Annotated in this window: 20 protein-coding genes; 3 read left to right on the top strand and 17 right to left on the bottom strand. The window is 50.1% G+C overall.

Annotated elements, in window-relative coordinates; genetic code table 11:
• Positions 1–71: 71 nt before the first annotated feature.
• From pyrF to ACOQPM_RS23545, 10 genes are all read right to left on the bottom strand, one after another.
• Positions 72–881 (bottom strand): orotidine-5'-phosphate decarboxylase, encoded by an 810-nt coding sequence (pyrF, locus tag ACOQPM_RS23590; RefSeq protein ID WP_420630845.1) that lies wholly within the window; start codon positions 879–881, stop codon positions 72–74.
• Positions 882–883: 2 nt separating this feature from the next.
• Positions 884–1,243: a hypothetical protein gene (locus tag ACOQPM_RS23585; protein WP_420630844.1), complete on the bottom strand. Its 360-nt coding sequence runs from the start codon at positions 1,241–1,243 to the stop codon at positions 884–886.
• 76 nt (positions 1,244–1,319) lie between these two features.
• Entirely contained in the window at positions 1,320–3,137 is a 1,818-nt protein-coding gene (locus ACOQPM_RS23580; protein WP_420630843.1) for an ABC transporter ATP-binding protein, read from the bottom strand.
• Between the two features lie 62 nt (positions 3,138–3,199).
• Complete coding sequence (locus ACOQPM_RS23575) at positions 3,200–5,053, bottom strand: ABC transporter ATP-binding protein (protein ID WP_420630842.1); 1,854 nt, start codon at positions 5,051–5,053, stop codon at positions 3,200–3,202.
• A gap of 556 nt (positions 5,054–5,609) precedes the next feature.
• Complete coding sequence (locus ACOQPM_RS23570) at positions 5,610–7,283, bottom strand: hypothetical protein (RefSeq protein WP_420630841.1); 1,674 nt, start codon at positions 7,281–7,283, stop codon at positions 5,610–5,612.
• A 200-nt stretch (positions 7,284–7,483) separates the two neighbouring features.
• Positions 7,484–8,566 (bottom strand): inositol-3-phosphate synthase, encoded by a 1,083-nt coding sequence (locus tag ACOQPM_RS23565; protein ID WP_420630840.1) that lies wholly within the window; start codon positions 8,564–8,566, stop codon positions 7,484–7,486.
• A gap of 59 nt (positions 8,567–8,625) precedes the next feature.
• A complete protein-coding gene (locus ACOQPM_RS23560) occupies positions 8,626–9,432 on the bottom strand; it encodes a sugar phosphate isomerase/epimerase family protein (RefSeq protein ID WP_420630839.1) in 807 nt (268 codons plus the stop codon).
• A gap of 49 nt (positions 9,433–9,481) precedes the next feature.
• Positions 9,482–12,388: a YfhO family protein gene (locus ACOQPM_RS23555; RefSeq protein WP_420630838.1), complete on the bottom strand. Its 2,907-nt coding sequence runs from the start codon at positions 12,386–12,388 to the stop codon at positions 9,482–9,484.
• Positions 12,375–13,967, bottom strand: coding sequence for an ArnT family glycosyltransferase (locus ACOQPM_RS23550; RefSeq protein ID WP_420630837.1), 1,593 nt, complete (start codon positions 13,965–13,967; stop codon positions 12,375–12,377). Before ACOQPM_RS23550 ends, ACOQPM_RS23555 begins: the two co-directional genes overlap by 14 nt.
• Before the next feature lie 64 nt (positions 13,968–14,031).
• Positions 14,032–14,721 carry a glycosyltransferase family 2 protein gene (locus tag ACOQPM_RS23545; protein WP_420630836.1) on the bottom strand — a complete coding sequence of 230 codons (690 nt, stop codon included), beginning with the start codon at positions 14,719–14,721 and terminating at the stop codon, positions 14,032–14,034.
• 168 nt (positions 14,722–14,889) lie between these two features.
• Between ACOQPM_RS23545 and ACOQPM_RS23540 the strand changes: the two genes are divergently transcribed.
• The 3 genes from ACOQPM_RS23540 to rlmN are packed head-to-tail and all read left to right on the top strand — an operon-like array spanning position 14,890 to position 18,484.
• A complete protein-coding gene (locus ACOQPM_RS23540) occupies positions 14,890–15,747 on the top strand; it encodes an HAD-IIA family hydrolase (protein WP_420630835.1) in 858 nt (285 codons plus the stop codon).
• The gene (locus ACOQPM_RS23535; protein WP_420630834.1) at positions 15,744–17,414 is read left to right on the top strand and encodes an AAA family ATPase; all 1,671 of its coding nucleotides are present in this window, start codon (positions 15,744–15,746) and stop codon (positions 17,412–17,414) included. Before ACOQPM_RS23540 ends, ACOQPM_RS23535 begins: the two co-directional genes overlap by 4 nt.
• A gap of 17 nt (positions 17,415–17,431) precedes the next feature.
• The gene (gene rlmN, locus ACOQPM_RS23530; RefSeq protein ID WP_420630833.1) at positions 17,432–18,484 is read left to right on the top strand and encodes a 23S rRNA (adenine(2503)-C(2))-methyltransferase RlmN; all 1,053 of its coding nucleotides are present in this window, start codon (positions 17,432–17,434) and stop codon (positions 18,482–18,484) included.
• Positions 18,485–18,523: 39 nt separating this feature from the next.
• Here the strand turns inward: rlmN and ACOQPM_RS23525 are convergent, their stop codons facing one another.
• From ACOQPM_RS23525 to frr, 7 genes are all read right to left on the bottom strand, one after another.
• A complete protein-coding gene (locus tag ACOQPM_RS23525) occupies positions 18,524–19,585 on the bottom strand; it encodes a peptidoglycan DD-metalloendopeptidase family protein (protein WP_420630832.1) in 1,062 nt (353 codons plus the stop codon).
• Positions 19,586–19,612: 27 nt separating this feature from the next.
• On the bottom strand, positions 19,613–20,698 hold the full coding sequence (locus ACOQPM_RS23520; RefSeq protein ID WP_420630831.1) for a peptidoglycan DD-metalloendopeptidase family protein: 1,086 nt from the start codon (positions 20,696–20,698) through the stop codon (positions 19,613–19,615).
• Between the two features lie 133 nt (positions 20,699–20,831).
• Positions 20,832–22,109, bottom strand: a complete 1,278-nt coding sequence (gene rho, locus ACOQPM_RS23515) for a transcription termination factor Rho (protein WP_420630830.1) — start codon at positions 22,107–22,109, stop codon at positions 20,832–20,834.
• 637 nt (positions 22,110–22,746) lie between these two features.
• Entirely contained in the window at positions 22,747–23,769 is a 1,023-nt protein-coding gene (fbp, locus tag ACOQPM_RS23510) for a class 1 fructose-bisphosphatase (protein ID WP_420630829.1), read from the bottom strand.
• A gap of 187 nt (positions 23,770–23,956) precedes the next feature.
• Positions 23,957–24,775: a phosphatidate cytidylyltransferase gene (locus ACOQPM_RS23505; RefSeq protein WP_420630828.1), complete on the bottom strand. Its 819-nt coding sequence runs from the start codon at positions 24,773–24,775 to the stop codon at positions 23,957–23,959.
• Between the two features lie 60 nt (positions 24,776–24,835).
• Positions 24,836–25,570 (bottom strand): isoprenyl transferase, encoded by a 735-nt coding sequence (locus ACOQPM_RS23500; RefSeq protein ID WP_420630827.1) that lies wholly within the window; start codon positions 25,568–25,570, stop codon positions 24,836–24,838.
• Between the two features lie 8 nt (positions 25,571–25,578).
• Positions 25,579–26,136: a ribosome recycling factor gene (frr, locus tag ACOQPM_RS23495; RefSeq protein WP_420630826.1), complete on the bottom strand. Its 558-nt coding sequence runs from the start codon at positions 26,134–26,136 to the stop codon at positions 25,579–25,581.
• Positions 26,137–26,249 lie beyond the last annotated feature (113 nt).

Here is a 26,249-nt window from a genome sequence, read left to right as displayed (position 1 = left end):
GTTGGGACTGGGAAACGGCCGTTTCCATCCGTACTTTCCTCCTACATGATGGTCAAAACGGCCGTTTGATTCTACGAACGTAGCTGGTTAATTTTTTCGCGCAATTGCAGGGCAGCGTTGCGGGCAGCTTCGGCAAAATCTTCACCGCCAGAAGCGTAAATAATGCTACGACTGGCGCTAATAACGGGACCCGCCACTGCATCTGGCCCATGCCGTACGGCCGTTACCAAACTGCCCCCCTGCGCCCCAATGCCCGGAACAAGAAAGTTGGCTTGCGGAGCCAGACGGCGAGCAATGGCTAATTCTTCTGGATATGTGGCACCAACCACATACCCCTTGTGCCCGGCAGTTGACCAGCTTTGGCTTTGACGCAGCACATCCGCCGACAGGCCGCTTTCCTGGCGCAGTTCTCCTTGAAAATGAAGTGCGCTTTTGTTTGAGGTGCGAGCCAGAATGTAAACCGCTTTGTCAGGGCGGTCTTCAATCATGGGCAGAACGGCTTCTGCACCCACAAATGGATTCACCGTCACCGCATCTACCTGCCATTCATCGAAGAGGCCAGTTGCCCAGGCAGCTTGCGTGTGACCAATATCGCCCGTTTTGCAATCTAAAATTACCGGGATGTGCTGGGGAATGTAAGCGATAGTGCGTTCCAGAGCAATGACGCCTGCAGCTCCCCATTGCAGGTAAAAACCCAGGTTGGGTTTGTAGGCACAGACCAAATCGGCCGTGGCGTCAATAATGGCGCGATTGTAGGGCAAGATAGGCTCGTCCCACTTGCGAAAATCAACGCGCAGCCGCTCCAAAGATGGATCTAGCCCAATACAGAGCCAGGAGCTATTTTTTTCTTGAATAGATTTGAGTTTTTCCAGGTAAGTCATGCCTAAATTTTACTCAGTTTACGTATACCCACAAGAGACCACCCAAACGTAACCAGGGCAGCACGTGCTAATAAGCGTACCCGCTGCCATCTTGCATTTTGGCGCAATGCCACATCTGTGCAAACATGGTCTGCCTCTTGACATAAATTCTGCAACTCGCGCCGTAGCGATGCTAGCACGGCCGTTTGGGCCTCCGTCAAACAAGTTTCCCATTTCGTTAAAAAGACAGTCTCACTTTGTTCAAACGCCTGTATCAATCGGCTAACTTTGCATACTTCATTGGGATACAGGCGCAGTTGTCCTGTCACTGGCAGCGCCAGCGCTTGTAAAACTGCTCGTAATTCATTCTTTTGCGTATTCATTGTATCCCGTCCTTTTTGGGTAATCGGTTATCAGTAAACGGTAATCGGTCAAACCTAACCGATCACCGTTTACCATTTACGGATTACCGATCAAAGTGCCATCCAGCCCATACACCTGCTCACGCTCGTCGCGGAATTGCTTGGTGTACAGATTGTAGTAATGGCCACGCGCCCGGATCAGTTCAGCGTGGGTGCCCATTTCAGAGACGCCACCGTTTTCAATGACCATGATCCGGTCTGCATTTTTGATGGTAGACAGCCGGTGGGCGATGATGAAGCTGGTACGGCCGTTCATCAAAGCCTCCATCCCTTGCTGGATCAACGCCTCTGTCAGCGTGTCTACCGAACTCGTCGCCTCGTCCATGATGAAGATGTCTGGCTGCGCCAAAATGGCCCGCGCCAAGCTGATGAGCTGCTTCTGACCAACGGAGAGCAAAACCCCGCCCTCGCCAACTTCGGTCTTGTAGCCTTTCTCCAGCTTCATAATGAAGTCGTGGGCGCCGGCCAGTTTGGCAGCTTCTTCAACCTCGGCGTCCGTGGCATCGAGACGGCCGTAGCGCAAATTATCCAGCACCGTGCCAGAAAACAGATGCGGCGTTTGCAGCACCATCCCAATCCGCGACTGAATCGCATGTTGGGTTAGCTGCGTGTAATCTTGCCCGTTGATCAAAATCCGGCCTGCCGTAGGTTCATAGAACCGACAAATCAGATTAACCAACGTAGATTTACCAGCACCCGTCGGCCCCACTAGCGCCACCGTCTCCCCTTGCGGAATCCGCAGCGAGAAATCTTCCAGCACTGGCTTGCCTTCCTCATATTGGAAAAAGACATTGTCAAACACAATATCGCCGCGAATGCCGTCCGGATCAATCGCCTTGGCCGCATCCACAATCTCTGGCTCAGTGTCCAGCAGCGAGAAGATGCGCTCACCAGAAGCAACGGCTTGCTGCATACTGGCATACACCTGTGCCATCTGCTGAATCGGCCAGAGCATGAAGGTGACGTAAGAGATGAACGCCTGCAAACCACCAATCGTCATGCCCCCAGCTTCAAACTGCAAGCCGCTAAACCAGACAATGGCGGCAATTCCGCTGGCACTCACCAACTGCACCGCTGGCAAAAACAGCGCCGATAGCCACGCCGCCCGGTAAGATGCCTGGTACATGTCGCCAGTTATCTCCTGGAACTGTTGCAGATTCTTCTGCTCACGCCCCAAAGATTTGACCACGCGCACACCGTTGATGCTCTCACTATAGGCTCCGGTGATTTTGGAGTTCAGCTTCCGCACCTTGCGGTACTCCGTTAGGATGCGTTGCTTGAAGGTGATAGCCACCTTCCACAGCGCGGGAATCATCAACACAACCAGCAGCGTCAGCTTCCAGTTGATTACTAACATAAAGCCCAAGGCAGTCAAAATGCTAGTAATAGTCCAGGCTGTATCCAAAAAGCCCCAAGAGACCAAATCACCCACGCGCACTGCGTCGGACGTCACACGAGACATGATCCAGCCATCGGCCGTGCGGTCATAGTATGCAAGCGGCAGCTTTTGCAAATGGGCAAACATCTGCTTACGCAAATCGTACTGCACCAGATGCCCCAGATACCCAGCGGTAATGATGAAGCCAAAGACAAACAGGGCAAAGATTAGAAACCAGGCGCCATACTGAATCGCCAACGAGCGCAATGCGTCCAAATCACGGGCCACGATGCCCTCGTCAATCATCCGCTTGGTTAAAAAGGTAAAGTACGATTCGATGAGGGCAACGGCCGTAATGCACACCAAAAACGTCACCATATACGGCCAATAATTCAAACCCACCCGCAAAATGCGGCGAATCGTTTCACCATTTACCTGACTATCAAATTCTTCCTCTTCAAAATAATGTTCAGACATTAGATTTTCTCGTAATTGGGTAATTAGTCATTGGGTCATTACCAATGACTAATTACCTGCTTTTAGTCGCCAGCCTGCGGCAGCTTATGGTAGCCATTCTGGTTTCCATTTATTGCCACAGTTGCCAAATCAGCTTCCAGCTCATCTTCAATGCGAGACTGCAATTCGTAGATTCGCTGGTACGTGCCAGGCACGTTAACCAATGTTGCATGTGTGCCACGCTGGACGATACGGCCGTTTTCCAACACCAGTACCAAATCCGCATCCATCACGCTCTGAATCCGATGGGCAATCAAAAACGTTGTCCGTGATTCCATCAACCGATCCAACGCCTCCCGAATTTCCGCCTCCGTCTCCGTGTCCACAGAAGAGGTCGCGTCATCCAGAATGAGCAAGCGTGGATTGCGTAAGAAGGTGCGCGCCAGTGTCACCCGTTGCTTCTGGCCACCAGAGAGCGTCACGCCCCGTTCGCCCACCATCGTCTCGTACCCATTCGGGAAAGAGAGGATAACCTCATGCACCGCCGCCGCCCGCGCCGCAGCTTCCACCTCGGCATCCGTTACCTCACGGGTCACGCCATAGGTAATGTTGTCCCGAATAGACAGTGAAAACAGAAACGGTTCCTGCATCACAATACCAATCTGCTGCCGCAGGTAGTCGCGCGGGTACGCTTTCAGCTCAACGTCGTCCAGCAGAATACGGCCGTCTGTATACCCATAAAAACGGGGCAGCAAATTCACCAGCGATGTCTTGCCAGAGCCAGTGCCGCCCAACAGCGCCACCACCTGCCCCGGTTCCACCGCAAAAGAGATGTCGTGCAGCACCTGGTCTTCCTCACCTTCATAAGTAAAGTTCACGTTTTCAAAGCGCACCGCACCCCGCACGGGCTGTGCAGGACGATGGGTTCCTTCGGTAATCGGTTCACGATTTTGGTTAACGATTTGGAGGATACGGCCGTAACTCACCAAACCTGTCGAAACATCAGCAATCAACCGACCCAGGTTGCGAATCGGCCAAATAATCTGCGTTACAAAGCCAACGTAGGCAATGTAAGCACCAGCCGTAATCGTGCCGTCAATAGCCAACTGTGCGCCCAAGTAATAACCCAGTAACATCTGCATACCACAAAGAATGTCTGTCGAAGGCCAATACAGCGCGTGCATCATCGTCAAACGGCGTCCTCGCTGATACTTTTCGTGGTTTTCACCCTCAAACATCTCCGTCTCAAACTGCTGCCGGGCAAACGCCTTCACCACCCGCACGCCAGAAAGATTCTCTTGTAAACGGTTAGAGAGCGACGCTTCCTGCTCCTGAAAATGCTCATACGCCTTCCCCACCTTCACAAAAAAGAAGAGCGAGATCAGCAGCACCACCGGAATCACCACAATGGACCAAAACGCCAGTCCCACGTCAATCGTCAGCAGCGCGATGAAATTCACCACAAACAGCAGCACAATCCGGCCAATCCCTACCGTCTGCTCAGAGAACAACCGCCGTACCGTGTCTACATCAGATGTAGAACGCTGGAGCAACTCACCGGTTTGCATATTGTCGTGGTAAGTAAAGGTCAGCCGCTGGATGTGGTCATACAAAAAGTCACGAATCCTCAACACTGCCTTTTCAGACGTTCTAGCCGCCAACCGACCGCCAGCAAAGGTGAACAAACCCTGCAACACAGCCAGCCCAATGAAGCCCAAAGCGACCCAGGGCAATAGCTGTGCCATATTTTCAGCAGGCAAAATTGTGTCTATGAAATACCCCAGGAAGTAGTAAATTCCGGTCTGAGCCAAAGCCGCAATGCCCACACACAATATGGCAATCACGTAAAGAAGCTGATACCCACTCAGCAAACGCCACAGCCCTACAAATTTATTGCCAACAACAGTTTCCTTTAGATTAAACGTTTCCATACTCATGATAATTTCCGTATTTTTGTTTGGGTTTGTCTTCAACATCAGACCCTTATTACTTAAGCATATCAACGAAAGTTGACACCTTCTGTCCGGTATCACCGCTCTTCTGCAATAAAAAACGCCACAGGGCGTACCCGTGGCGTCCAAAGCGACAAACAAAAAACGGTCACGGGCTTAAAAGCGCCGTGACCGTTGGCATCAACTCTTATTTGTGAAGTTTATCACAAAGGAGGAACCCGATCACAGGCGCAGTGGGTGGCAACGCCACCGAAGGCATCGTGAGAAGCCAAGATTTTCATGCTGTCATAGAAAATGTTCATTTGCGCCTATCTCCTTTAAGGTTTTGCTGTCTTTGCAGCCCGCGCACTATAGCATAGCTTTTTTAGTGCGTCAAGCTGTATTTTTGTCCAGGTACTCTTCAAATATTTTGAGTCTGTTTTGCTTACGCCAAAAATAGATAACAACGGGGGCAAGACAAGTCTTGCCCCCGTTGTTATCTATGAGGGAATCGCCTCAAGTGCTTCTCTCGATTTAGACAATGTGGGTTCGATACTGATTATTAGGGCAACCAGCCAAAACCATCACCGGTCTCAAGACTCCCGCGCAATCCACCTCGCCCCTGATACAATGTCTGATAGTTGGTTGTAGATATGCCGTTGAAGTCGCTACTAAATACATAGACGACGCCTCCGGTAATATTATTGTTTTCTGGGTTTCTACTTGAAACGCCTACAGCAAGCTCTAAAATAGCGTCTCCATTGACATCCAATCCAAAACTTCTATTCCATCCAAAAGGACTGGGCCAATAGGGTCCTGCTGGGTCTTCAATGAGCTGGTCGTTATCTGGGCTTGGGCCATTCGCATCACCATACATAATATGGAGACGGCCGTAGTCGTCATATCCAGGACCAATATCTTCATGAAGATCATAAGGAACTGCAATCACCAAATCAGCATAACCATCCCCATTAAACTCCCCAGCCTCTAAATGAAACCCAAATTCCTCATCTTCGCCGGGATTACCTTCCATACCAGCCCTTCCTTGATGCCAAATGGGTGCCCCACTGGACGGGTCTAAGCCCGCAGGTGAGCCAAAAACAATATTGATTGCGCCCGCATCATTTAGCTTATCTTCCCCAAAGCCATGATCTTCGCCGGGTGAGCCAATTGCCAGATCAACAAACCCGTCATCATTAAAATCAGCTGCCGCCAAAGCGTGACCAAATAGATCGTCAGCCTCCATTATGTTGTCAACACCGGGAGTATCTGCGCGTATTGGTTGCATATCAACGCTATCGTCAGGCTGAACCAAACCGTGACCTTCAGAGCCAAAGAGGATGAAAACGATACCGGCGTCCTCATAATCCCTACCAAAGTCTTCACGGGGTGTGCCCACAGCAAGGTCCTCAATCCCATCATTGTCAAAATCTGCCACGGTCAATTCTTGGCCAAAAAAATCGTCTTCCTCAGCCGACGTGATCAGAAAGCCGAGTGAGTCTTGGTGGATTATTTCATCCATAAAATGATTCAATCCATTGGCCGTGCCATAAATGATATTGATAGCCCCAGCATTTTCGTCACCATTAACGTCTTCATCTGGAGACCCTACTACTAAGTCATCAAAGCCATCATCATTAAAATCACCTGCCGTCAAGGCCTTGCCAAAGGCATCCCATGTCTCGCCAACACCGCTAATCATAAAAGGAATATCCTGTGCCCATACTTCACCTGTTTGTAAATCAAGACCTCTATCTGAACCATATACAACATGGACAGCACCAGCCCCCACTACACCACTAACTGTTGAATTTGGAACACCGATTGCCAAATCATCATACTTATCACCATTAAAATTTCCAGTCGTCAACGCTTTTCCAAAACTATCCCAATCCTGAATACCAAGCTGATCCAACCCGGCAATGCCTCGGTGAAGTAGTTGGTCATCAACAGGGGCAGTAGCAGACAGGGCATCTAACCCATTGGCTGTACCGTAAACGACGTGAACAGCGCCTGCTTCTTTATATGTAACGTTTGTATATTCAAGGTCCTCACTTGGTACCCCTATTGCCAGGTCGGCAAAGCCATCCCCATTAAAATCTGGGTGTGGGTTTTGGGCACTTGGATCAGCAAATCCGCCGGGGCCACCATTCCAAGCGGCCGTGATAAAAAGCGACACCATCATCAAAAAAAACAAACTAATTGGAACAATTTTGGTTCTACTTTTACGATACATTTTGTCTCCTTGTGCTGTTAAATACACCTGATAAGTTATATCTGCCAGTGTATTAAGCTTCCGTAGCCAAAACGTTCCCAAAGGTAGTTGCCGTACTGTTCAATCAGGCTCGCTCTATATTATTTGTTCGTGATTTGTTCGTGCTAATTTCCCCAATGACACCATCTGCCAAATAGAGATCGTATCGCCAGAATCCGAAATTAAACCTCACCTGCGATGTAATCTTCAGTCAATTTGCGGGCTTGATCATCGGTGAACTGTTCGGGTGGGGTCTTCATGAAGTATGATGATGGTGCGATGAGCGGGCCGCCAATTTTGCGATCCAGAGCCAACTTGGCGCAACGCACAGCATCAATCATGACGCCTGCAGAGTTGGGTGAATCCCATACTTCCAGCTTCAGTTCCAGGTTGAGCGGTACATTGCCAAAGGCGCGCCCCTCCATGCGAATGTGGCACCATTTTCTGTCGGTGAGCCAGGGGACGTAGTCGCTTGGCCCCACATGCACGTTATCATCCCCTAAATCGTAGGGTAGCTGGCTAGTAACGGCGTTGGTCTTGGAAATTTTCTTAGATTCCAAACGCTCCCGCTCTAGCATATTGTAAAAATCCATATTGCCGCCAAAGTTAAGTTGATAGGTACGATCCATGTGAATGCCGCGATCTTTGAACAGGTTTGTTAGTACACGGTGCGTAATGGTTGCTCCAACCTGGCTTTTGATGTCGTCGCCCACAATTGGAATACCGCGTTCGGCAAAACGCTTGCTCCAATATTCTGAGCTAGCAATAAAGACTGGAATGCCGTTCACAAAGGCACAACCCGCTTCCAATGCTTGTTCTACGTACCATTTGGTAGCCATCTCGGAGCCGACAGGCATGAAGTTTACAATTACATCCGTTTTTGTGTCTTTAAGAATTTTAACGATGTTGTCTGTGGGGCCAGGCGCTTTTTTGACCATGGTTTTGACGTATTTGCCGAGGCCATCGTGGGTCATGCCGCGTGAGACAGGCACATTAAGTTTTGGCACTTCGGCAAATTTGATGGTGTTGTTGGGTTCAGCCCAGATGGCTTCGCTTAAATCTTTGCCTACTTTGCCTTCCACCACATCAAATGCGGCCGAAAATTCAATATCGCGTACATGGTAGCCGCCCACGGTGGCGTGCATTAGGCCGGGAATTTCGGCGTCATCGGCAGCATCTTTGTAATATTGAACGCCTTGCACCAATGAGTTGGCACAGTTACCAACACCTATGATTGCAACACGCACTTTTTTTCTTTCTGACATTTTTTCTCCTAAGTTTTACAAGGTGTTTTGATATTTCCAGCGGGCGATTATACCTCAAATTAGAACCAACTGCGGGAAATTTTGAGGCTTTCGAGGACGATGTTACGGCCGTTCGCCCCAACATCTGCCCCAAACGGATCGCTGCCTTCGGGCAGGCATTCTAAAATAATTGGCACCTCTGGCACAGCTTCCAGCGCCCAGAGGTGCAACCCCAATTTGAGGTGACCTTGACCAATGGCTTGGCGATTGGAATCAGCCATGTAAAAGAGTGCCAGCTTGTCGCTAACGCTTCGCGTGGTGGCAGCGGCATCTTGCTCTTCCAGATTCATGTGAAAAGCATTTAGCGTAATGCCAAGATGAGGCTGGTTGAGGCGGTCTAGCATCGCAACAGTTTCGGCCGTTTTCACGCATAAAAAGCTCTCATATCGGTTAACTATCTCAACTGCAAGCCGAATGTTGTGCCTGGCGGCAAAGGTGGCGAGATGGGCAACGGCCGTTTCAAACAACGCCTGCTCCGCTTCTCTGGTTGTGATGGGTCGAAACCGCCCTGGCAGATTGCGAAGGGTGACGAGGGGGGCTTGCAGGGCAACGGCCGTTTCTATCACAGTTTCTACGTGGGCAATGGCGGGTTGGTGAACGGCCGTATCTGGGTGTGCCAAATCTACCGGGTTGGGCGTGATGGCAAAGCAAGTGAGTTGATTGTCCTGCAAAATCTGTGCGGCTTCGGTGGGTGATTCGATCTGGGCAAATGGCAAAACCACGCCATCGTAATTCATTTCAGCGATTATTGGCGCGGATTCCGCCAGCGGCATTTGCCCCAATGTCCAAAGGGCGACGCCTAACTTTGGTCTTGAAAATATTTCCATCAAAAATCCTTAAAATGGGATGCTGATTTACAGGAAAAAATCAGGGTGATCAGCGTTCTATTCTTTTTGCATCCAAACGTTGCATGATGAGCAACGCCGTGCCTAAGAAAACAAGCAAAATGAGGCCAACGGCCGTCATCAGCCAACCTAACTGAAAACTGCGCGGAGCAAAAGTGAAGATGACCTCATGCTCACCTTCGGGCAGTTGCACACCGCGAAACAGCCCGTCTGCCTGGCGCATTTCTGCTGGCTGCCCATCCACAGTTACTTGCCAGCCGGGGTAAAACGCATCCGTGAGCAGGAGTAGCTGGGGTTGGCTGCTGCTGGTTTGCACAATAACCTGTTCAGGGTCGTAGTGGATAATCTCAGCAACAGCATTGAAATCCGGTTCGCCAACTTGATTTTGGCCATTGCCAAAGAGAACGGCCGTTTCCCGCATATTAAATTCTGGCTGCTGCATGGTTTGGTAGACGGCCGTCTCATCCGGCTGCCAAGTCCAGTTAGACAGCAAAAAAGCACGCGGCAACACATCCAAATTCTCATAAATTTTTACATCTCCAGAGTGAATAAGCCGGTAGTTGCCCAACACCAGCGGTTGGAACGTATCGTTGCTTTCATTGATGAGCGTCGCGCCATGAATTTGCCAGACGCCCTGCTCTGGCCCATGCAAAACCAGCCGGTGTGCCGTGGCGGATTTCGGCCAGCCAGCTACCGCTACGCCACTGTCATTGGCAATTGCAGACAATTCCCAATGGTCGCCCGTCTCTGTTTCCACTTCTACCCTCCCCGGTTCACCGTCTGAAACAAAGGCCAGTGCAGTAGCAGCGAAGGCAGGCGTGTAGGCAATTTCAACCGAGTCGCCCGGTTCCAACGCCACAGGAAATTCGAGGTCGAAGAAGGCAGTTGTGCCAAAGCCAACTTCTTGCCAAATGTCACCCACTTTGTCGGTGATGATGTAGCGGCTGTTGGCGAGATCGAGCCAGTCGTTGGGGGGAACGGCCGTTAGATGCTCGCGCAGACGGCCGTCTGTGGTGCGGGTTTCGGGGGGCAGAACAAGCTGCACAAATTGACTATACGAATTTAGCGGCAAAATGCCCCCATCAAAGCCATCCACCGTCGCTAGGCCAAAACTCATGGGCAAGTTGGGGCCGATGATCTCTTTTTGCTTGATGGCGATGGTGTAATCGTACTGCGCCTGAGGTGTGAGTTGGTCGCTGTAAATCGTGTCTATTTCGCCCTGATCGCCCACGTCAAAAAAGATGTCAGACAAGCTCAGGAAGCGACCAGGTGGCTGATCGCAAGTAGCCTGAGTCTGAATGCACTGGTTCTCCGAAATCAACCGCGCTAGCGGCGGGCGCAAATCAAAATAGGCTTCGGGCGTGGTGAGATTGTTGTACGGATGGGTGCGCGTCCCCAAAAAGAGCAGCACGCCCATGAGGGGCAGCAGGAGCCACGGAGAACTGGGTTGGGCTAGTTCTAATTTGAAGCGTAGCCGATTTTCCGGCGCATACCGGATTCGCTGCCCTAAAATGAGGGCAAACAAAATCGCCATTTCCAGCAACCAAACCAGCAATGTGCCTGGATTTGCCGCTTCAAACGGTGCTTCTGGGCCTGTTGGCACAAAAGCTGCCACAATTTGGGCAATCGCATTCCAGGCGACTAGGCCGATGAGTAGCCAGATTCCATAGCGAAACGGCCGTTCCAAATGCCATAAATTCTCTTTTACGCGCATGGGTAGGCTGCGCCAGTCGCGCTGCCGCACCAGCCAGCGATCTAGCACCATTTGCCAGCCAAGCCCGGCCAACATTGCCACGCCTAGTCCATACACTGCCAGCCAGCGTGCCGGAACGCGGAATAAATTGAAACCAGGCAATCGCGCCAGCAGCCAATTCAGAGGATTGAAAATGCCGAGGGCCAGCAGCAGCCCCAGCACAACCAGGGCGATGGCGGGCACAACGCCGCGCCACTGCCGCCACTGCCACACCGCTAAAAAGGCCAGCAGCAACGCCGTCAGCGGCAAAATGGCCACGTATTCGCTAAAGAGCGATTGTCCGTAAGCTGGCAGCAATGCCCGGTTCAGCAGCAGCGGATGGAGCGAGAAGGACAGCACTTCGTTTGGCGTGAGGCCGCCTTGACGGCTGGATTGCTGGATGAGTTCAAAGGTGGGGAGGAGCTGTACGGCCGTTAACAAAACCGCCACCCCCCCACCCATGAGCAAAACTAACGGCAGCCGCCGGTAAAATCTGCGCCACTGGAACGCCAAGCCCAAGCCATGCGGGGAGTTGCGAAGAAGCCATTTTTCCAGGCCGTGCGCCGTCCCCCACACAATGAGCATAATGCCAGTGATGAAGCTGGTTTGGGTGTGCCCGGCCAGCAGTTGCAGGCTAAACAGCAGGGCAAAACCGAACGCGCCTTGCCCTACCAACACCCAGCGATTGCCTGTTTTGCTGCGGAAGACGCGGGCAGCGACCCACAAGAACCAGGGCATCCAGGCCAACCCCTGTAGCTGGTTGATGTGCTCCACCTGGGCGGTGAGGTAGCCGCCGAGCGCGAAGAGAACGGCCGTTACCAACCCAGCCCATCGCCCCAAACCAAGCGCACGCCGCCCAGCCAGATACGCCCCCACGCCAGCAATGAGCAGGTGTAGCAAGATGGACGCATTGACAGCATAGGGCGTGGGCAGCAACAGCCAAACAGGCCAATTGAGCGGGTAAAAAAAGCCAACCTGACTATTGGCCAAGAAGGGTACGCCCATAAACAGATGCGGGTTCCAGAGGGGGATACGGCCGTTCCGCAGCGCCTCGGCGGCGGCTTCCCAATAGGGGTAAAAGTAGAGGAAGGTGTCGCCGCGGGCCAAAATGAGGTTGCTGAAAGCCATCTTGTTGAAAAATATACCCAGCAACACGGGCAGCCAAACCAGCGGCGGCAGGCGTTTGAGTCGCTCAAGCCAATGCATATTGGCTGCCCCAATTTTTTAGCCGCAGATTTCGCGGATTATGCGGATTTTTTATAGTGATATTCGTGTCATACCCGCCTTCGTGGGTATCCAGTTCTTTATCTGGAATGGATTCCTGCCTTCGCAGGAATGACATCTGTTGGTAAATAATTTCATAGAGGATGATTTGGTTTGATTGGGCAACGGCCGTTAATGTGAAGCCTGCATTTTCAACGGTGCGGAGGATGGGTTGGGCAACGGCCGTGTTGGGCAAAGCCAGGTAGCGCGGCGAGCCATCGTTGCCAAAGGCCGCTAAATCGTCGGCAAGTGCCTGAGCGTGGGGAAACCAATTTACAAACACGCGCTTATCGAACAGGTGGTAACGCCATTGCCAGCTAAACCAGTGGTCGTATAGAACGGTGCCGTAGGGTGCGTCTGCCAGGACGGTGGCGATTTCGGCTGCACCTTGGTCTGCCTGGGGAAAGCTGCCGATGGCGTAACGGCCGTTCCGCGCCGACCACGAAGCGGAAATGAGCAACAGTACCAAAATCACAATCGCCCCTCGAAATTGCAGGATGGGCGCCGCCGGAGGCAGCTGCGACAGCAAGCCACTGTAAGCGCGAGCCAGCAGCAACGCTAGCAAGGGCAACAGTGGCAGTAGGTAACGATCCCAAACAGGGATAGCCCAAAGCCAGTGAAAAAGGCTGTAGCCAAGAATGAAGATGAATAGTAGGCGGTCGGTATTTTTAGCGCAAAGGCGCAAAGGCGCGGAGGGGCTAGTTTGGGAGCGAAGATGGTTTAGTAAAAACCAACCCAGTGCAGGGATGAGTAGGTAGAAGATAAGGGAGGAAACGGCCGTTTGCCACAAATCCACCCATGCCCAAAAGCGCGGCCAAAGCTCCCAAGAGTAGCTAAGACGGACACCGCCAAAGTTACTAATTTGAGTTTGCCACAGGAGGAAACGGCCGCTGCGGGCAAATTCCCAGGCAATCAGCCCCACAAGCGGCGGCAGCAGCCCAGCCAGCCAGCGGCTCCATCGCCCCAAACGCCATCCATACATCCAGCCCAATCCCAGCAGTAGCGGCAAAAAGAGAATTGCCTGATATTTGGTGAGCAAAGCCAACCCAAACAAAATGCCCACCCAGCCCGGTTTTTGGCTAGCTACGGCCGTAAATCCAGTAATCAGTAGGCCAGTCATCAGTGGGTCAGTGAAGGCAGTGGGGCTGAATTGGATGGTAAGAGGAAACAGAGCAATAAGTGCAGCGGCGAGTACGGCCGTTCCCGGACGGCGATACAATTTCCAGGCCAAAACTGCGGTCAGAGGCACCAACAAAATCGAGGCAATCCAGTTGGGCCAGCGAGCCGCAAATTCCACCGGACCAAACAGTGGGTAGAAGATCGCTTGCAAATAGAAGAGCAGTGGCGGCTTATCTACTGGCTGCATCGCCAGCAAAGGGTCACGCCAGACGGCAATTTCGCGTGCCCAGGTAGCAAACAAGGCCTCGTCTGCCTGAAAACTGTTGGCAAATAATCCAGGGGCGCGGAGTACGGCCGTTAGCCCGGTAAGCAATAGTAGAGTGATCTTGGGGAAACGAGGCATGGCTACTCATAACGGTAATCGGTTAAAACCTACTGATTACTGTTTACGGATTACCAATCACGGGTCAGTCAACAAATCGGTAGAGCAGCAAATAAAACAGTGCCTTCGGCCCTTCAATCCACGGGTTTAGCTTTTTCCCCTCCTCAAACTCACGGCCGTTATACGAAATTGGCACTTCGTAAATGCGGTGGCCGCGTTTAAGCACTTTGGACGTGACTTCTGGTTCAAACTCAAAGCCGCGTGCACGCAATGGAATGTCCCGAATCACGTCAGCGCGGAACACTTTGTAGCACGTTTCCATGTCGGACAAAATGGTATTGTAAACGATGTTGGTAATAAGCGTCAGCACCTTGTTGCCCACCATGTGCCAGAAAAACATCGTTTTGGTTGGCCCCCCCCGAAAACGAGAGCCGTAAACAACGGCCGCTTTCCCCTCCACAATCGGCTGAATCAATGCTGGATAATCGCGTGGGTCATACTCTAAATCCGCATCCTGAATGAGAAAAATTTCCCCTGTTGCTTTTTCAAAACCCGTGCGAACGGCCATACCCTTCCCCTGATTTTTTTCAAGCAGATGAACTTTGATTGACTCATCCAATGCTTCGATGGCCGGGTACAAATCCCGCGTACCGTCGGTGGAACCATCGTCTACCAAAATAATCTCGTCGGCCAGCTCAACGGCCAAAACGGCCCGAACCGACTCCTCTAACGTTTCCCGCTCGTTATAAACGGGCATAATCACGGATAGCTTCACAGATTTCTCTTCCTCCAGTCAACATGAACCTCCCGCAGGCTTGGTTCTTCTTTTCATCTGTTCGCAAACCTGCGGGAGGTTTGAGAGCGGCAATTGTATAACAACCTACAGTTATATGCCCATGTGACTCATCTACCCATTGCCCACGCATCCGCTATAATCAGGCGCATGAAACATATCAAAAATCTTATTTTAGACATGGATGGCGTGCTGTGGCGGGGTGAAATGCCCATGCCCGGCCTGGCCGATTTTTTTAAAACATTACGCACGCATGACATCCAATTTGTTTTAGCCACCAATAACGCCGCAAAAACGCCACAGCAATATGTGAAAAAATTGGCAAAATTTGGCGTGCCCGTCAGCGAAGACCAGATCTTCACCTCGGCGGAAGCAACGGGGGATTATTTGCAGCACACTTACGAACCGGGCGTAAATGTGTTTGTGGTAGGGGATGTGGGTTTGGTAACGGCCGTTCAAACACGCGGCTTTAGGATATTAAGTGTGGAAGAGGTGATGGGGGGAGAAACGGCCGTGTTTGTCGTCGCTGGCTTCCATCCAAACGCCACCTACCCACAAATGGCGGCTGGTGCCTTACTCATCTACAAAGGCGCGGACTTCATCGGCAGCAATCCCGACCTCACCTTCCCCAGCGAATACGGCCCCCTGCCCGGCGCAGGCTCCTTCCTCGCCTTCCTCCAGGCCGGTTCCGGCGTAGAACCAACCGTCATTGGCAAGCCCGGCCCGCTCATCTTCCAAATGGCCATGCAAAAGCTGGGCGGCACGCCACAAAACACCGCCATGGTCGGTGACCGCCTGGAAACCGACATCGCTGGGGGGCAAGCCGCCGGTATCCAAACCATCCTCGTCCTCTCCGGCATCACCCAGCGTAACGACTTAAATAAGATAAGCTCTCATAAACCAGATTTTATTTTTAGAGATATTAGCGAGATCAGAAGCATATTTACGACATTGGCATCGTTTCCTAAACAGAGAATCCGTAATACTTTTGATGAAAACAGCATATGATAGATAAAATTGAGTTAAAATTTGGTTCTGCACCTCAACAAAAACCAGTAGATTTACAAGTGTCACCGGTAACTGTATTTGTAGGGCCAAATAATTCTGGCAAAAGTAAAATACTTCAGGAAATTTATCACTACTGTACCTCGGGAATGAAACATCACCTCGATGTGATTTTAGACTCAATTACCTTTGAGGAAATCTCCCCAGCAAATGCCCAAAGAATTAAAAAAGCCCTAACCTTAAAACCACGAAAAAGCGAAAATGTTAACCCTGATCACATTGTTATTGGAAGACATCAAACTCGAATCTTTGTTCGAGAAGATCGTTTCATCAATTCTTTAGCAAACCCAAGCTCTCAAACACAGCATTTCTGCCAATGGTACGTTAAGCTATTCACCTTACTGCTTGACGGAAATAGCCGAATCAAGTTAGTAGATCAACAAAATGCGGCTGATTTGCAACAATCTCCAAATAATTTTTTAGACATTCTGTTTAGGGACAATGAAAAACGCGCCGAAGTTCGTCGCATTATTTATGATGCCTTCGATATTTATTTTGTTATTGACCCAACCAATCTAGGAAAATTAAGAATCCGACTATCCTCCAAACCTCCAAAAGATGACATTCAAGAACGAGGAATCCATGATGATGCTGTAAGATTTCACAGCAAAGCAATAAATATTGCCGACGCGAGTGACGGTGTCAAAGCCTTCGCTGGAATTATTACTCAGATCATCGCAGGAGATCCAAGCATCATATTGATTGATGAACCAGAAGCATTCCTCCATCCGGCCCTCTCTTTCAAACTGGGACAAGAAGTTGCCATTTCTGCAACATCTTCCAATAAGCGTCTATTTGTTTCCACACATAGCGCAAATTTTGTGATGGGCTGCATTCAATCTGGAGCGCAAACAAACATTGTTCGTCTTACCTATCAACATGGTGTTCCAACAGCCAGAACTTTACCGAAGGACAAACTGCTTCACTTAATGAGAAACCCTCTTCTTCGATCTACTGGTGTGCTTGAGGGTTTATTCTATGAGTCTGTAATCGTAACAGAATCCGACTCAGACAGGGCCTTCTACCAAGAAATTAATGAGCGTTTATTAAGAGAAAACCCAGAGCGAGGAATACCAAATTGTCTTTTTCTCAACGCTCAAAACAAGCAAACAATCCATCAAATTGTGCAACCCCTGAGAGAACTAGGTATTCCGGCTGCTGGGATTGTTGATGTCGATGTTCTAAAAGATGGAGGCAAAACCTGGATCAATTTCCTCAATGGTGGGTTCATTCCCGATGCCAGTCATATAGGGTTAGGACAGATTCGCTCCGCGATCAAACAGAAGTGCCAAGAAAGTGGAAAGGACATGAAACGAGATGGGGGAATTGAAATACTGAATAATACTGACAAAGAAGCTGCACAAAATCTATTTAGCACGCTAGGAGAATACGGGCTTTTTGTTGTTGAGTCGGGAGAATTAGAGTCTTGGCTAAAGGAACTAAACACACCAAGTAAGGGACCAAGTTGGCTAATTGAGATTTTTGAAAAGATGGGAGAAGATCCTGATGATCCAAATTATGTTAAACCCAACAGGGAAGACGTATGGGTCTTTATCGAAAAAGTTGGCAAGTGGCTAAAAAACCCAGGCCGCAAAGGAATCCCTTCATAGTCAGTTGGCTAAACCCTATGAATCAAAAAACCTTTCACATTTACAATTTAGATTACAACGAACTCACCGAACAATTAACCACCCTTGGCGAGCTAGAGTTCCGAGCGAAGCAAGTTTGGGAGTGGCTGTACAAGAAGTACGTAACCGAGTTTGCCGAGATGCGAAATCTGCCAAAGAGCTTGATTGAGAAGTTGGAAAACCGTGCTGTTATTCACAGTGCCACTATTGCTAGCGAGCAGCATTCTGGTGATGGACAAACCAAAAAAATCCTCTTCCAACTGCCAGACGGCCAATACATCGAAACGGTGCTCATGCGCTATGACAAGCGGCGGACACTGTGCATTAGCACACAGGCAGGCTGCGCGATGGGCTGCGTCTTTTGCGCTACCGGGCAGATGGGCTTCTTCCGCAACCTCACCGTCGGCGAAATTGTGGCGCAAGTACTTTATTTTGCTCACGAGCTTGCCCAAATGGACGAGCACCTCACCAACATCGTGATGATGGGCATGGGGGAGCCGCTGCACAATTACAACAACACGCTGCTCGCCATTGACCGCCTGACAGACGAAACTAGCTTCAATCTGGGGGCACGCAAAATTACTATCTCCACCGTGGGGCTGGTACCTGCCATTCGTCGCTACGCTGATGAGCAGCGCCAAACGCCGCTAGCCATCTCCCTGCATGCCGCCACGGATGAAGAGCGGGACAAACTCATCCCCATTAACCACCGCTGGCCCATCGCGGACCTGATGGATGCTTGCCGCTACTACATCGAAAAAACGGGGCGGCGGCTTACGTTTGAGTGGGCGCTAATTTCTGGTGAAAATGACACAATTGAGCAGGCGCGGGCATTGGGCAACCTACTGCGCGGAATGCTCTGCCACGTAAACCTGATTCCCCTCAATCCAACCGCAGGCTACGGCGGTGGCCCCTCATCCAAAGAGCGTGTCGAGGCGTTTATGGCCGAATTGAGCCATTACGGGGTTAGCAGCACAGTGCGCGTGCGGCGTGGCATTGATATTCAGGCGGGGTGTGGCCAATTGCGGGACCGGGTCGTCAGTAATCAGTAATCGGTGAGCAGTAATCAGTAAAAACACCGATTACTGGAACTAGCAGCCGATGTACCAGCAGGGATTGTCCCGGTTGTTGTTGATGCGAATCTCGAAGTGAATGTGTGGGCCGGAGGAGTTACCGGTGTTGCCTGTACCCCCAATCACGTTTCCTTGAAAGACAATTTGCCCAGGCACCACGTTAAAACTACTTAAATGTGCATAAAATGTTTCGTAGCCGTTGCCGTGGTTGACCACGATGAGGTTGCCATAGCCATACACATTCCAGCCCACGTAAGTAACGGTACCCGTGTCGGAGGCATACACTGGGGAGCCTTCCGGTAGAGCAATGTCCAAACCTGGATGCCCGTACCAGAAAAATTGGGTGAAGTTGCGCGAGTTTACGGGATAGATGAAGGTTCCGGTACCAACAATAACGGGAACAACATTGCCGCCTTCAACCGAGGTGCCGCCAACGGAGGAAAGGTCAGGCGGCGTCCAGACAAACAGCTCGCGCACCGCACCGGGAACCATAATTTGGGTTCCTGGCTGGAGCCGGTAGGGGAATTCCAAATTGTTTGGTTCGTAGGCGATGATCTCTTCTACAGGGATGCCGTATTGCAAGGAGAGGCTTTCTAGCGTGTCGCCTGCTTGTACATCGTGCAGCACGCCGTCTATAGACAGAATGATAAGTTCTGTGCCCACTTGCAGCAGGCTGGATTCTTCGCTGAGGCGGGGGTTGCCTCCCAAAATTGTTTCTGGCTGGATGCCATAACTTTCGGCAATACCGTTGGGTGTTTCGCCACGCACCACGGTGTGGGTGATGAATTCGTGCTGGGGCAACTGGCCTTCAAAGGTACGCGGATTGGGAGCAGGAGCGAGGCTGCTGTCATCCGGCACGGGCAATTCGTCTGTGCCAAACAGTAGCGGGTCGGCTGTGGCTTCTGGTTCAAGGGTGGGAAGTTGAGCTAAGGCCGTAGCTCCTCCACCACTCTCCCCATCAGACACCGCCACAATGGCTGGCTGCAAACTAAACCGCCACACCAGCAAAACAATCAGGGCAATCCCTACAATCAGAAAATGCCCTTGCCAACGTCGCCAGATCGATCCAAGTTCGTTCATAACAATACCAATTTCAGTGAAAACGGGTTAGGTGCAATTTTGGTAGCCGCCACCGAGGCGGTCGAGGGGATTTGTGCGGAAGTCGCGGTCACGAATTTCAAAGTGGATGTGGGGGCCACTAGAGCGGCCAGTGTTGCCAGTAAACCCAATCAACTCCCCTTGCGTCACCGTTTGGCCAGGGAAGACGCCAATGCTGCTCAGGTGGGCGTAAAACGTCTCAAAGCCGTTGCCATGATTGATCACAATCAGGTTGCCGTAATCATAATAAGTTCCTGCGGCAAAGCTGGCGTAAGTTACAGTGCCCGTGTCGGATGCGTACACGGGCGAACCTTCCATAGAACCGACATCTAAGCCAGGGTGGAAGCCATTGTAGAATTGGGTGATGCAACGGCCGTTTATCGGCCAAATATAGGTTCCCGTACCAAAAACCGTCCACTGCGGCTCCCCAGCAGCATTGGTGGCTACAGATTTGGGCGCGGTAAAGAAAAATTGCCCAATGGAGGCCCCTGGAATTACCAGCTCTGATTCTGGCACCAACCGGTAAAATGGAAATTCCAGGTTGTTGGGGGGATAGTTGATAATCGCTTCTGGCGTCACGCGATACAGTTCGGCAATACTCTCGATGGTTTCACCAGCCCGTACGTTGTGCAATACCCCATCTACCGGCAAAATCACGAGCTGTGCGCCTACCTGAAGCTGGTTGGATTCTTGACTGAGCCAGGTGTTCCCCCCCAGAAGCGTATCGGCAGAAATGCCGTACTGATTGGCAATAATGTTGGGCGTCTCTCCGCGCGCTACCTCATGTAGCTGAAATTCATGAACGGGCAATTTAGTTTGGTATGTGTTGGGGTTTGGCAATGGGGCCAGGCTACTGTCATTGACGACGGGCAACGTTCCTTGAGGTGGTAATGTGGGTGTGGGCGAAACGGCCGTTACCTCTACACCATCCTCAGCAACAGAAACTTGGGTAGAAACGGCCGTGGCGGCCACCAACTCAGCCCCGGAGGGTGAACTACCCCGCTGAAACTGCCCAACTGCTATCAAAATGAGCGCTCCCCCAGCCAATATAAGATGCCCGCTCAAGCGGTGCCAAAAACGATGATCATTCCTCATAGCTCAAAGCCAGGATGCTATCACAAAGCCCACACACAGCAAAAACGGGCCTGTTGCCAGGCCCGTTTTCTTACAGTTCGTTCAGGTTCAAACAGAAGTTCAACTTTTGACAAAAGTTGAACTTCTGAGATTCCTACATCATATCTTTGGTCAATGTTTCCAGGAATTCGTAATTGGTTTTTGTACCACGCAGACGCTCCATCACGGCAGATGTGGCACTGCTGATATCATAGCCAGGTGTGTCCATCAGATGCCCCAACATGCGGCGCATCATGTACACACGCTGTAGCTCGTCGCCAGAAAGCAGCAAATCTTCGCGGCGGGTACTGGAGCGTTCAATATCAAACGCCGGAAAGACACGGCGTTCTTGTAGGCGACGGCTCAGCATGAGTTCCATATTACCCGTCCCCTTAAACTCTTCATAAATCACGTCATCCATCCGGCTGCCAGTATCTACCAAACAAGTCCCGATAATGGTTAAACTACCACCGAATTCCAGATTACGCGCCGCGCCAAAGAAGCGCTTGGGTGGGTACAAGGCCGTCGGATCCAAACCACCAGAAAGCGTACGGCCGCTCGGCGAAACTGTTAAGTTATAACCACGCGCCAGACGTGTAATTGAATCCAGCAATATGACAACGTCCCGGCCAGCTTCTACCAGCCGCTTGGCCCGCTCCAGCGCCATTTCAGACACTTTGCAATGTTGGCGCACCGGCTCATCAAACGTAGAACTAATAACTTCGCCATCAATCGAGCGATCCATATCTGTCACTTCTTCAGGCCGCTCACCAATTAGCACCACCATTAAATGAACGTCTGGGTAATTGGCAGAGATACCGTTGGCAATTTCCTTCAAAACGGTCGTTTTACCTGCTTTAGGGGGCGACACAATCAAACCACGCTGGCCACGCCCAATTGGCGCAACCAAATCAAGCAGCCGCGTAGACAAGATATTCGGTTGTGTTTCCAGCTTTAACTTTTGATCTGGGAAAATGGGGGTTAAGGATTCATAGCGGGGGCGTTTCTTGGCCAAATCTGGACTCATCCCATTTACAGATTCAACCCGCAACAAGCTGAAGTATTTTTCGTTGTCTTTTGGTGCACGCACCTGCCCCATCACCCAATCGCCGGTACGCAAACCGAGACGACGAATTTGAGAATTAGATACATAAATATCATCAGGGCCGGGTAGATAGTTTTTGGCACGCAAAAAGCCCATCGTTTGTTTGTCATCGTCTACAATTTCTAGAACGCCGCCTCGGAAATCATGCCCTTGAGATTGTGCATTGGCTCGCAATAATTCATAAACCAAGCCTTGCTTTTTCATGGTGCTAAAACCGGGAATATCCTTTTCCCGTGCCATCTCACGTAGTTCGGCAATCTTTTTAGATTCTAATTCGCCAATATCCATACAATTTTCTCCGCATTACGCATTTTGTGCATTGTGGGCACATAACAATAGGTGACCTGTAAATCACAAAAGTATCTTGATAAAAATTGAGTCGCGAAAATGTGATTTACTCAAGTAAAAGCAAGAGAAATGGCTCTTCTTAATTTCAAATGACTTTCCCGCTTTTACACAACACAGCAAATAATTACGCTGTGAAAGGGTCTCTAAATATTTTTATAAGTTGGTAAGTCTGGGTAAATTTCGCTTGTAAACAGTCTGCAATTGAGCATGAAGCCGGTAGGTACAAATAAATCAAACACCACTGCAAGCCAGAAACTGTAGACTTGCACACCGACCCTGTTATTAAGGGTTTATCAATCGTTCATTGGTTTGAATATTCTATTCTCAATAGCAGTTGAAAAATCTAATATATTTTGGCTTCCACAAATTCAGGGGAATTTACAGTGCAGGTTAATATTTTATCTAGTATTAAAAAATCAATTTCTCTGGTTAGGGAGTTAACAAGGCGGCCTGATTTCAGGCGGCAAAAGTATAACACGCTGTAAATAGTCCGTCAATGATTCATCTCGTTTCAATTTTAGTGGATAAAGTGGCAAATTTTAAGGGGAAACGGCCGTTTCCACACCATCTATCAGCTTCAACCAGTTGTCATTGAACCAGACACAGAATGCTCCTCTTGCAAAAATTTTTCTGCCTGGTACACCAACGAACGGTTTCCAATGTACAATGGCGTTCGCTGGTGCAAATCTGTCGGCTGAAGATCCATAATGGACGCATATCCATTAGAGGCATAACCGCCAGCCTGTTCTACCAAAAATGCCAGCGGCGCTGCCTCGTAAAGTAAACGAATTTTGCCATTTGGCTTGTTAACCTCCGCCGGGTAGCAAAAAACTCCGCCCTGCAACAAATTCCGGTGAATATCTGCAACCAATGAGCCAATATACCGGGACGACATTGGTTGACCCGTCTTTCCCTCGCTACCCTGTAACCATCGCAAATATCGCTGCGTGGCAGGTGACCATTTTTCATAGTAAGCGTGGTTCACACTGTAGTAGGCAGGCGGCTCTGGCAAGCGCATATTTTCATGAGAGAGCAAAAACTCTCCCAATTCAGGATCAAGGGTGAAGCCATTGACGCCTTGCCCCGTTGTGTACACCAACATGGTGCTAGACCCATACAAAACATAGCCCGCCGCCACCAATTTTCTGCCAGGCTGCAAAACATCCTCAATTCTGCCCCGCAAATCCCAGTCTACACAGCGGTAAATGCCAAAAATTGTGCCAATGCTCACATTCACATCAATGTTAGAAGAACCATCCAGCGGATCATAGACCAAAACATAAGAGCCTTTTTTGTATGGCTCAGGAATTTGCATGAAATCTTCCCGCTCTTCAGACGCCATAGCACACAATCTGCCCGTATGGTCACAAATGCGAAAGATGATGTCATCTGCAAAAACATCCAGCTTTTGCTGCTGTTCTCCTTGAATATTGGTCGCTCCGGCTCGCCCCAAAATATCTGTTAAGCCAGCCCGGTTGGTTTTATGGGCAATCACTTTGGCGGCAAGTGCAATATCGTATAACAGATTGGTAAACTCACCGCGCGCATAATCTGGCTGATAATCCAGAATGAAGCGCTCGATTGTCACAATTTTGGACATGCTGTGCCTCCTTACAAGGTTCAAAGTGGGAACTTGGGTGCGTAGTTATATTGTGCAACATTTGTGGGAAAATTGCTTTACCTACGCAATTGTAACTATTCAGGTTCGAGAGCTAGGCTCTTACTGCGCTCTGGTGGCGCGGAAAGAATCAGCGGCTACTCACCCGACAAAATTTGCTGGCTTGTATTTAGTGCATAAAGTAAAGAGCCAAATAATAAGCGATTGCCACAGTCCACATCAGCGAATCAATGCGATCCAGGGCCCCGCCATGACCAGGGAACAGATTCCCAGAATCTTTAATCCCTGCCTCTCGTTTTAGCAGAGAGATGCCTAAATCACCAACAGTGCCAAGTGTTGAAATTGCTAAACCAAGCAGGAGCGCCTGCACACTGTCTATTGCTAGCAATAAGCTAATAAGCACGGTAAACAGCGTGCCTAGCAATATGCCGCCGATGTATCCTTCAACTGTTTTGTTGGGGCTTAACCGGGGGGAAAGGGGATGCTTGCCAACAATGCCTCTACCCGCAACAAAACGGCCGACCAAATAGGCTCCTGAATCTGCAATCCAGGTGCTCAACATAGCGAGCATGGTCCATTGCCATGCCATCTCTGGCAAACCGCGCAGGCGGAAGAAATGGCCACACACCCAGCCAAATAAAAGAAAACCTGCAATCGTGGCAAATAAATCTGCTGGTACGGTTTGGCTGTTCTGGCGCTCATATTGCCACAGCGCATAGCCCACAATGGCCAGCAAACTGATAGCAAAAAGTGGGCCAAAGAAATTCTCATTTGGCCATTGTGCTAAGAGCCACTGGATGATGACAACCGGAATGATGAGAGTAGTAGGAACGCGCCAGCCTAACTTTTGCACCATTTGACTATATTCTAACGTTGCTAACAGCAAAATGATTGTAAGTGGAATGAAATAAAACCAGCCACCCAGGTAAATGAGGTATAAGGCAATAGGGCCGAGGGTGAATGTGATCAGGGCACGTTGCAGAAACATAAATTAACAGGATTGGTGAGTTACGGCCGTTTCCCCAGAAAGTTGCGGCAAAAACAATGGTTATGACGCTTCGGTAACCAAACCAAAACGACGTTCTCGCTGGTTAAAGGCAACAATTGCTTCATACAGCTCTTTGCGACCAAACTCAGGCCAGTAAACAGGTGTTGGATAAAACTCTGAATAAGCGGCTTGCCAAATCAGAAAGTTGCTAATACGCAACTCGCCACTGGTGCGTATAACCAAGTCAGGGTCTGGCAAACCTTTGGTGAACAAATAAGAGCTAAACAAACTTTCGGTCAATGATTCCGGCGCGATCGCGTCGGCCAACATTTGGCGCACAGCATGAAGAATCTCAGCCCGGCCACCGTAATTAAAGGCAACATTCAAGATAAGCCTGTTATTGTTTTTTGTTAGCTCAAGCGCGTTGTGAACTTTGTCTTGTAAATCTTGCTCCACACCGGTCATGTCGCCCAAATGATGTAGGCAAACACCTTGTGCATGGAGTTCGTGAAGTTCTTGATCCAACACACGGGCAATAATTTTCATTAACGCCCGCACTTCGCGTTCTGGGCGACCCCAATTTTCTGTGGAAAAAGCATAAATTGTAAGGATTTCAATGCCAAATTCCACGCTGGCATTAATGATACGGCGCAAATTCTCAGCCCCTGCCCGGTGACCTGCGTGCCTGGGCAACCCGCGCTTTTTGGCCCAACGGCCGTTGCCATCCATAATGACGGCAACATGCTGCGGAATTCGATACGAAGCTAAATTGAGGGGCTGAGTGTTATTCGGCATACTGTTCACTATACTTCCATAATCTCTTGTTCTTTCTGGCTGGCCAATTCATCAATCTGCTTTACATATTTATCGGTTAATTCTTGCAGATCTTCTTGCCCCCGGTAGAGATCATCTTCCGTAATCAATGACTCTTTCTCAAAATCGCGCATATCATTGAGGATGTCACGGCGCACATTGCGTACCGCCACTTTTGCCTCCTCTACACGCCGCCCCACTAGCCGCGTTAAATCACGGCGACGTTCTTCGGTAAGGCGAGGCAAATTCAAGCGTATTATTTTGCCATCATTGTTAGGGGTTAGCCCCAAATTGGACTTTAAGATTGCGCGTTCAATGGCAGAAATTGAGTTGACATCGTACGGCCGTATCGCCAATTGCTGCGGCTCCGGTACAGAAATAACGGCCATCTGAATCAGGTGCATCTCCTGGCCATACATCTCTACAGGCAGCTTCTCTACAAGCTGTGGCGATGCCCGACCCGTTCGGTATCCAGCCAAGTCAGATTCTAGAGAGTGAATCGCCCCACGCATACGGCCGTCTGCATCTTGCATAAGCTCACGTAACATCACAACCTCCTTTGAATAGTCACAGTGGTTAGTGGCTGGTTGTTAACAGCTGGTACATGGACTAGCCACTAGCCACCAACCGCTAGTTACATAAGTATACCGACTATTGGCAT

The sequence above is a fragment of the Candidatus Leptofilum sp. genome (assembly GCF_965223525.1).
Taxonomy (GTDB): Bacteria; Chloroflexota; Anaerolineae; order Promineifilales; family Promineifilaceae; genus Leptofilum.
This window is presented reverse-complemented; position numbering and strand designations above follow the sequence as displayed.

What these genes read in the sequence shown, in the direction of transcription:
- pyrF (WP_420630845.1), bottom strand. Translation starts at nt 881, where the DNA reads ATGACTTACCTGGAAAAACTCAAATCTATTCAAGAAAAAAATAGCTCC.
- ACOQPM_RS23585 (WP_420630844.1), bottom strand. Translation starts at nt 1,243, where the DNA reads ATGAATACGCAAAAGAATGAATTACGAGCAGTTTTACAAGCGCTGGCG.
- ACOQPM_RS23580 (WP_420630843.1), bottom strand. Translation starts at nt 3,137, where the DNA reads ATGTCTGAACATTATTTTGAAGAGGAAGAATTTGATAGTCAGGTAAAT.
- ACOQPM_RS23575 (WP_420630842.1), bottom strand. Translation starts at nt 5,053, where the DNA reads ATGAGTATGGAAACGTTTAATCTAAAGGAAACTGTTGTTGGCAATAAA.
- ACOQPM_RS23570 (WP_420630841.1), bottom strand. Translation starts at nt 7,283, where the DNA reads ATGTATCGTAAAAGTAGAACCAAAATTGTTCCAATTAGTTTGTTTTTT.
- ACOQPM_RS23565 (WP_420630840.1), bottom strand. Translation starts at nt 8,566, where the DNA reads ATGTCAGAAAGAAAAAAAGTGCGTGTTGCAATCATAGGTGTTGGTAAC.
- ACOQPM_RS23560 (WP_420630839.1), bottom strand. Translation starts at nt 9,432, where the DNA reads ATGGAAATATTTTCAAGACCAAAGTTAGGCGTCGCCCTTTGGACATTG.
- ACOQPM_RS23555 (WP_420630838.1), bottom strand. Translation starts at nt 12,388, where the DNA reads ATGCATTGGCTTGAGCGACTCAAACGCCTGCCGCCGCTGGTTTGGCTG.
- ACOQPM_RS23550 (WP_420630837.1), bottom strand. Translation starts at nt 13,967, where the DNA reads ATGCCTCGTTTCCCCAAGATCACTCTACTATTGCTTACCGGGCTAACG.
- ACOQPM_RS23540 (WP_420630835.1), top strand. Translation starts at nt 14,890, where the DNA reads ATGAAACATATCAAAAATCTTATTTTAGACATGGATGGCGTGCTGTGG.
- ACOQPM_RS23535 (WP_420630834.1), top strand. Translation starts at nt 15,744, where the DNA reads ATGATAGATAAAATTGAGTTAAAATTTGGTTCTGCACCTCAACAAAAA.
- rlmN (WP_420630833.1), top strand. Translation starts at nt 17,432, where the DNA reads ATGAATCAAAAAACCTTTCACATTTACAATTTAGATTACAACGAACTC.
- ACOQPM_RS23525 (WP_420630832.1), bottom strand. Translation starts at nt 19,585, where the DNA reads ATGAACGAACTTGGATCGATCTGGCGACGTTGGCAAGGGCATTTTCTG.
- ACOQPM_RS23520 (WP_420630831.1), bottom strand. Translation starts at nt 20,698, where the DNA reads ATGAGGAATGATCATCGTTTTTGGCACCGCTTGAGCGGGCATCTTATA.
- rho (WP_420630830.1), bottom strand. Translation starts at nt 22,109, where the DNA reads ATGGATATTGGCGAATTAGAATCTAAAAAGATTGCCGAACTACGTGAG.
- fbp (WP_420630829.1), bottom strand. Translation starts at nt 23,769, where the DNA reads ATGTCCAAAATTGTGACAATCGAGCGCTTCATTCTGGATTATCAGCCA.
- ACOQPM_RS23505 (WP_420630828.1), bottom strand. Translation starts at nt 24,775, where the DNA reads ATGTTTCTGCAACGTGCCCTGATCACATTCACCCTCGGCCCTATTGCC.
- ACOQPM_RS23500 (WP_420630827.1), bottom strand. Translation starts at nt 25,570, where the DNA reads ATGCCGAATAACACTCAGCCCCTCAATTTAGCTTCGTATCGAATTCCG.
- frr (WP_420630826.1), bottom strand. Translation starts at nt 26,136, where the DNA reads ATGTTACGTGAGCTTATGCAAGATGCAGACGGCCGTATGCGTGGGGCG.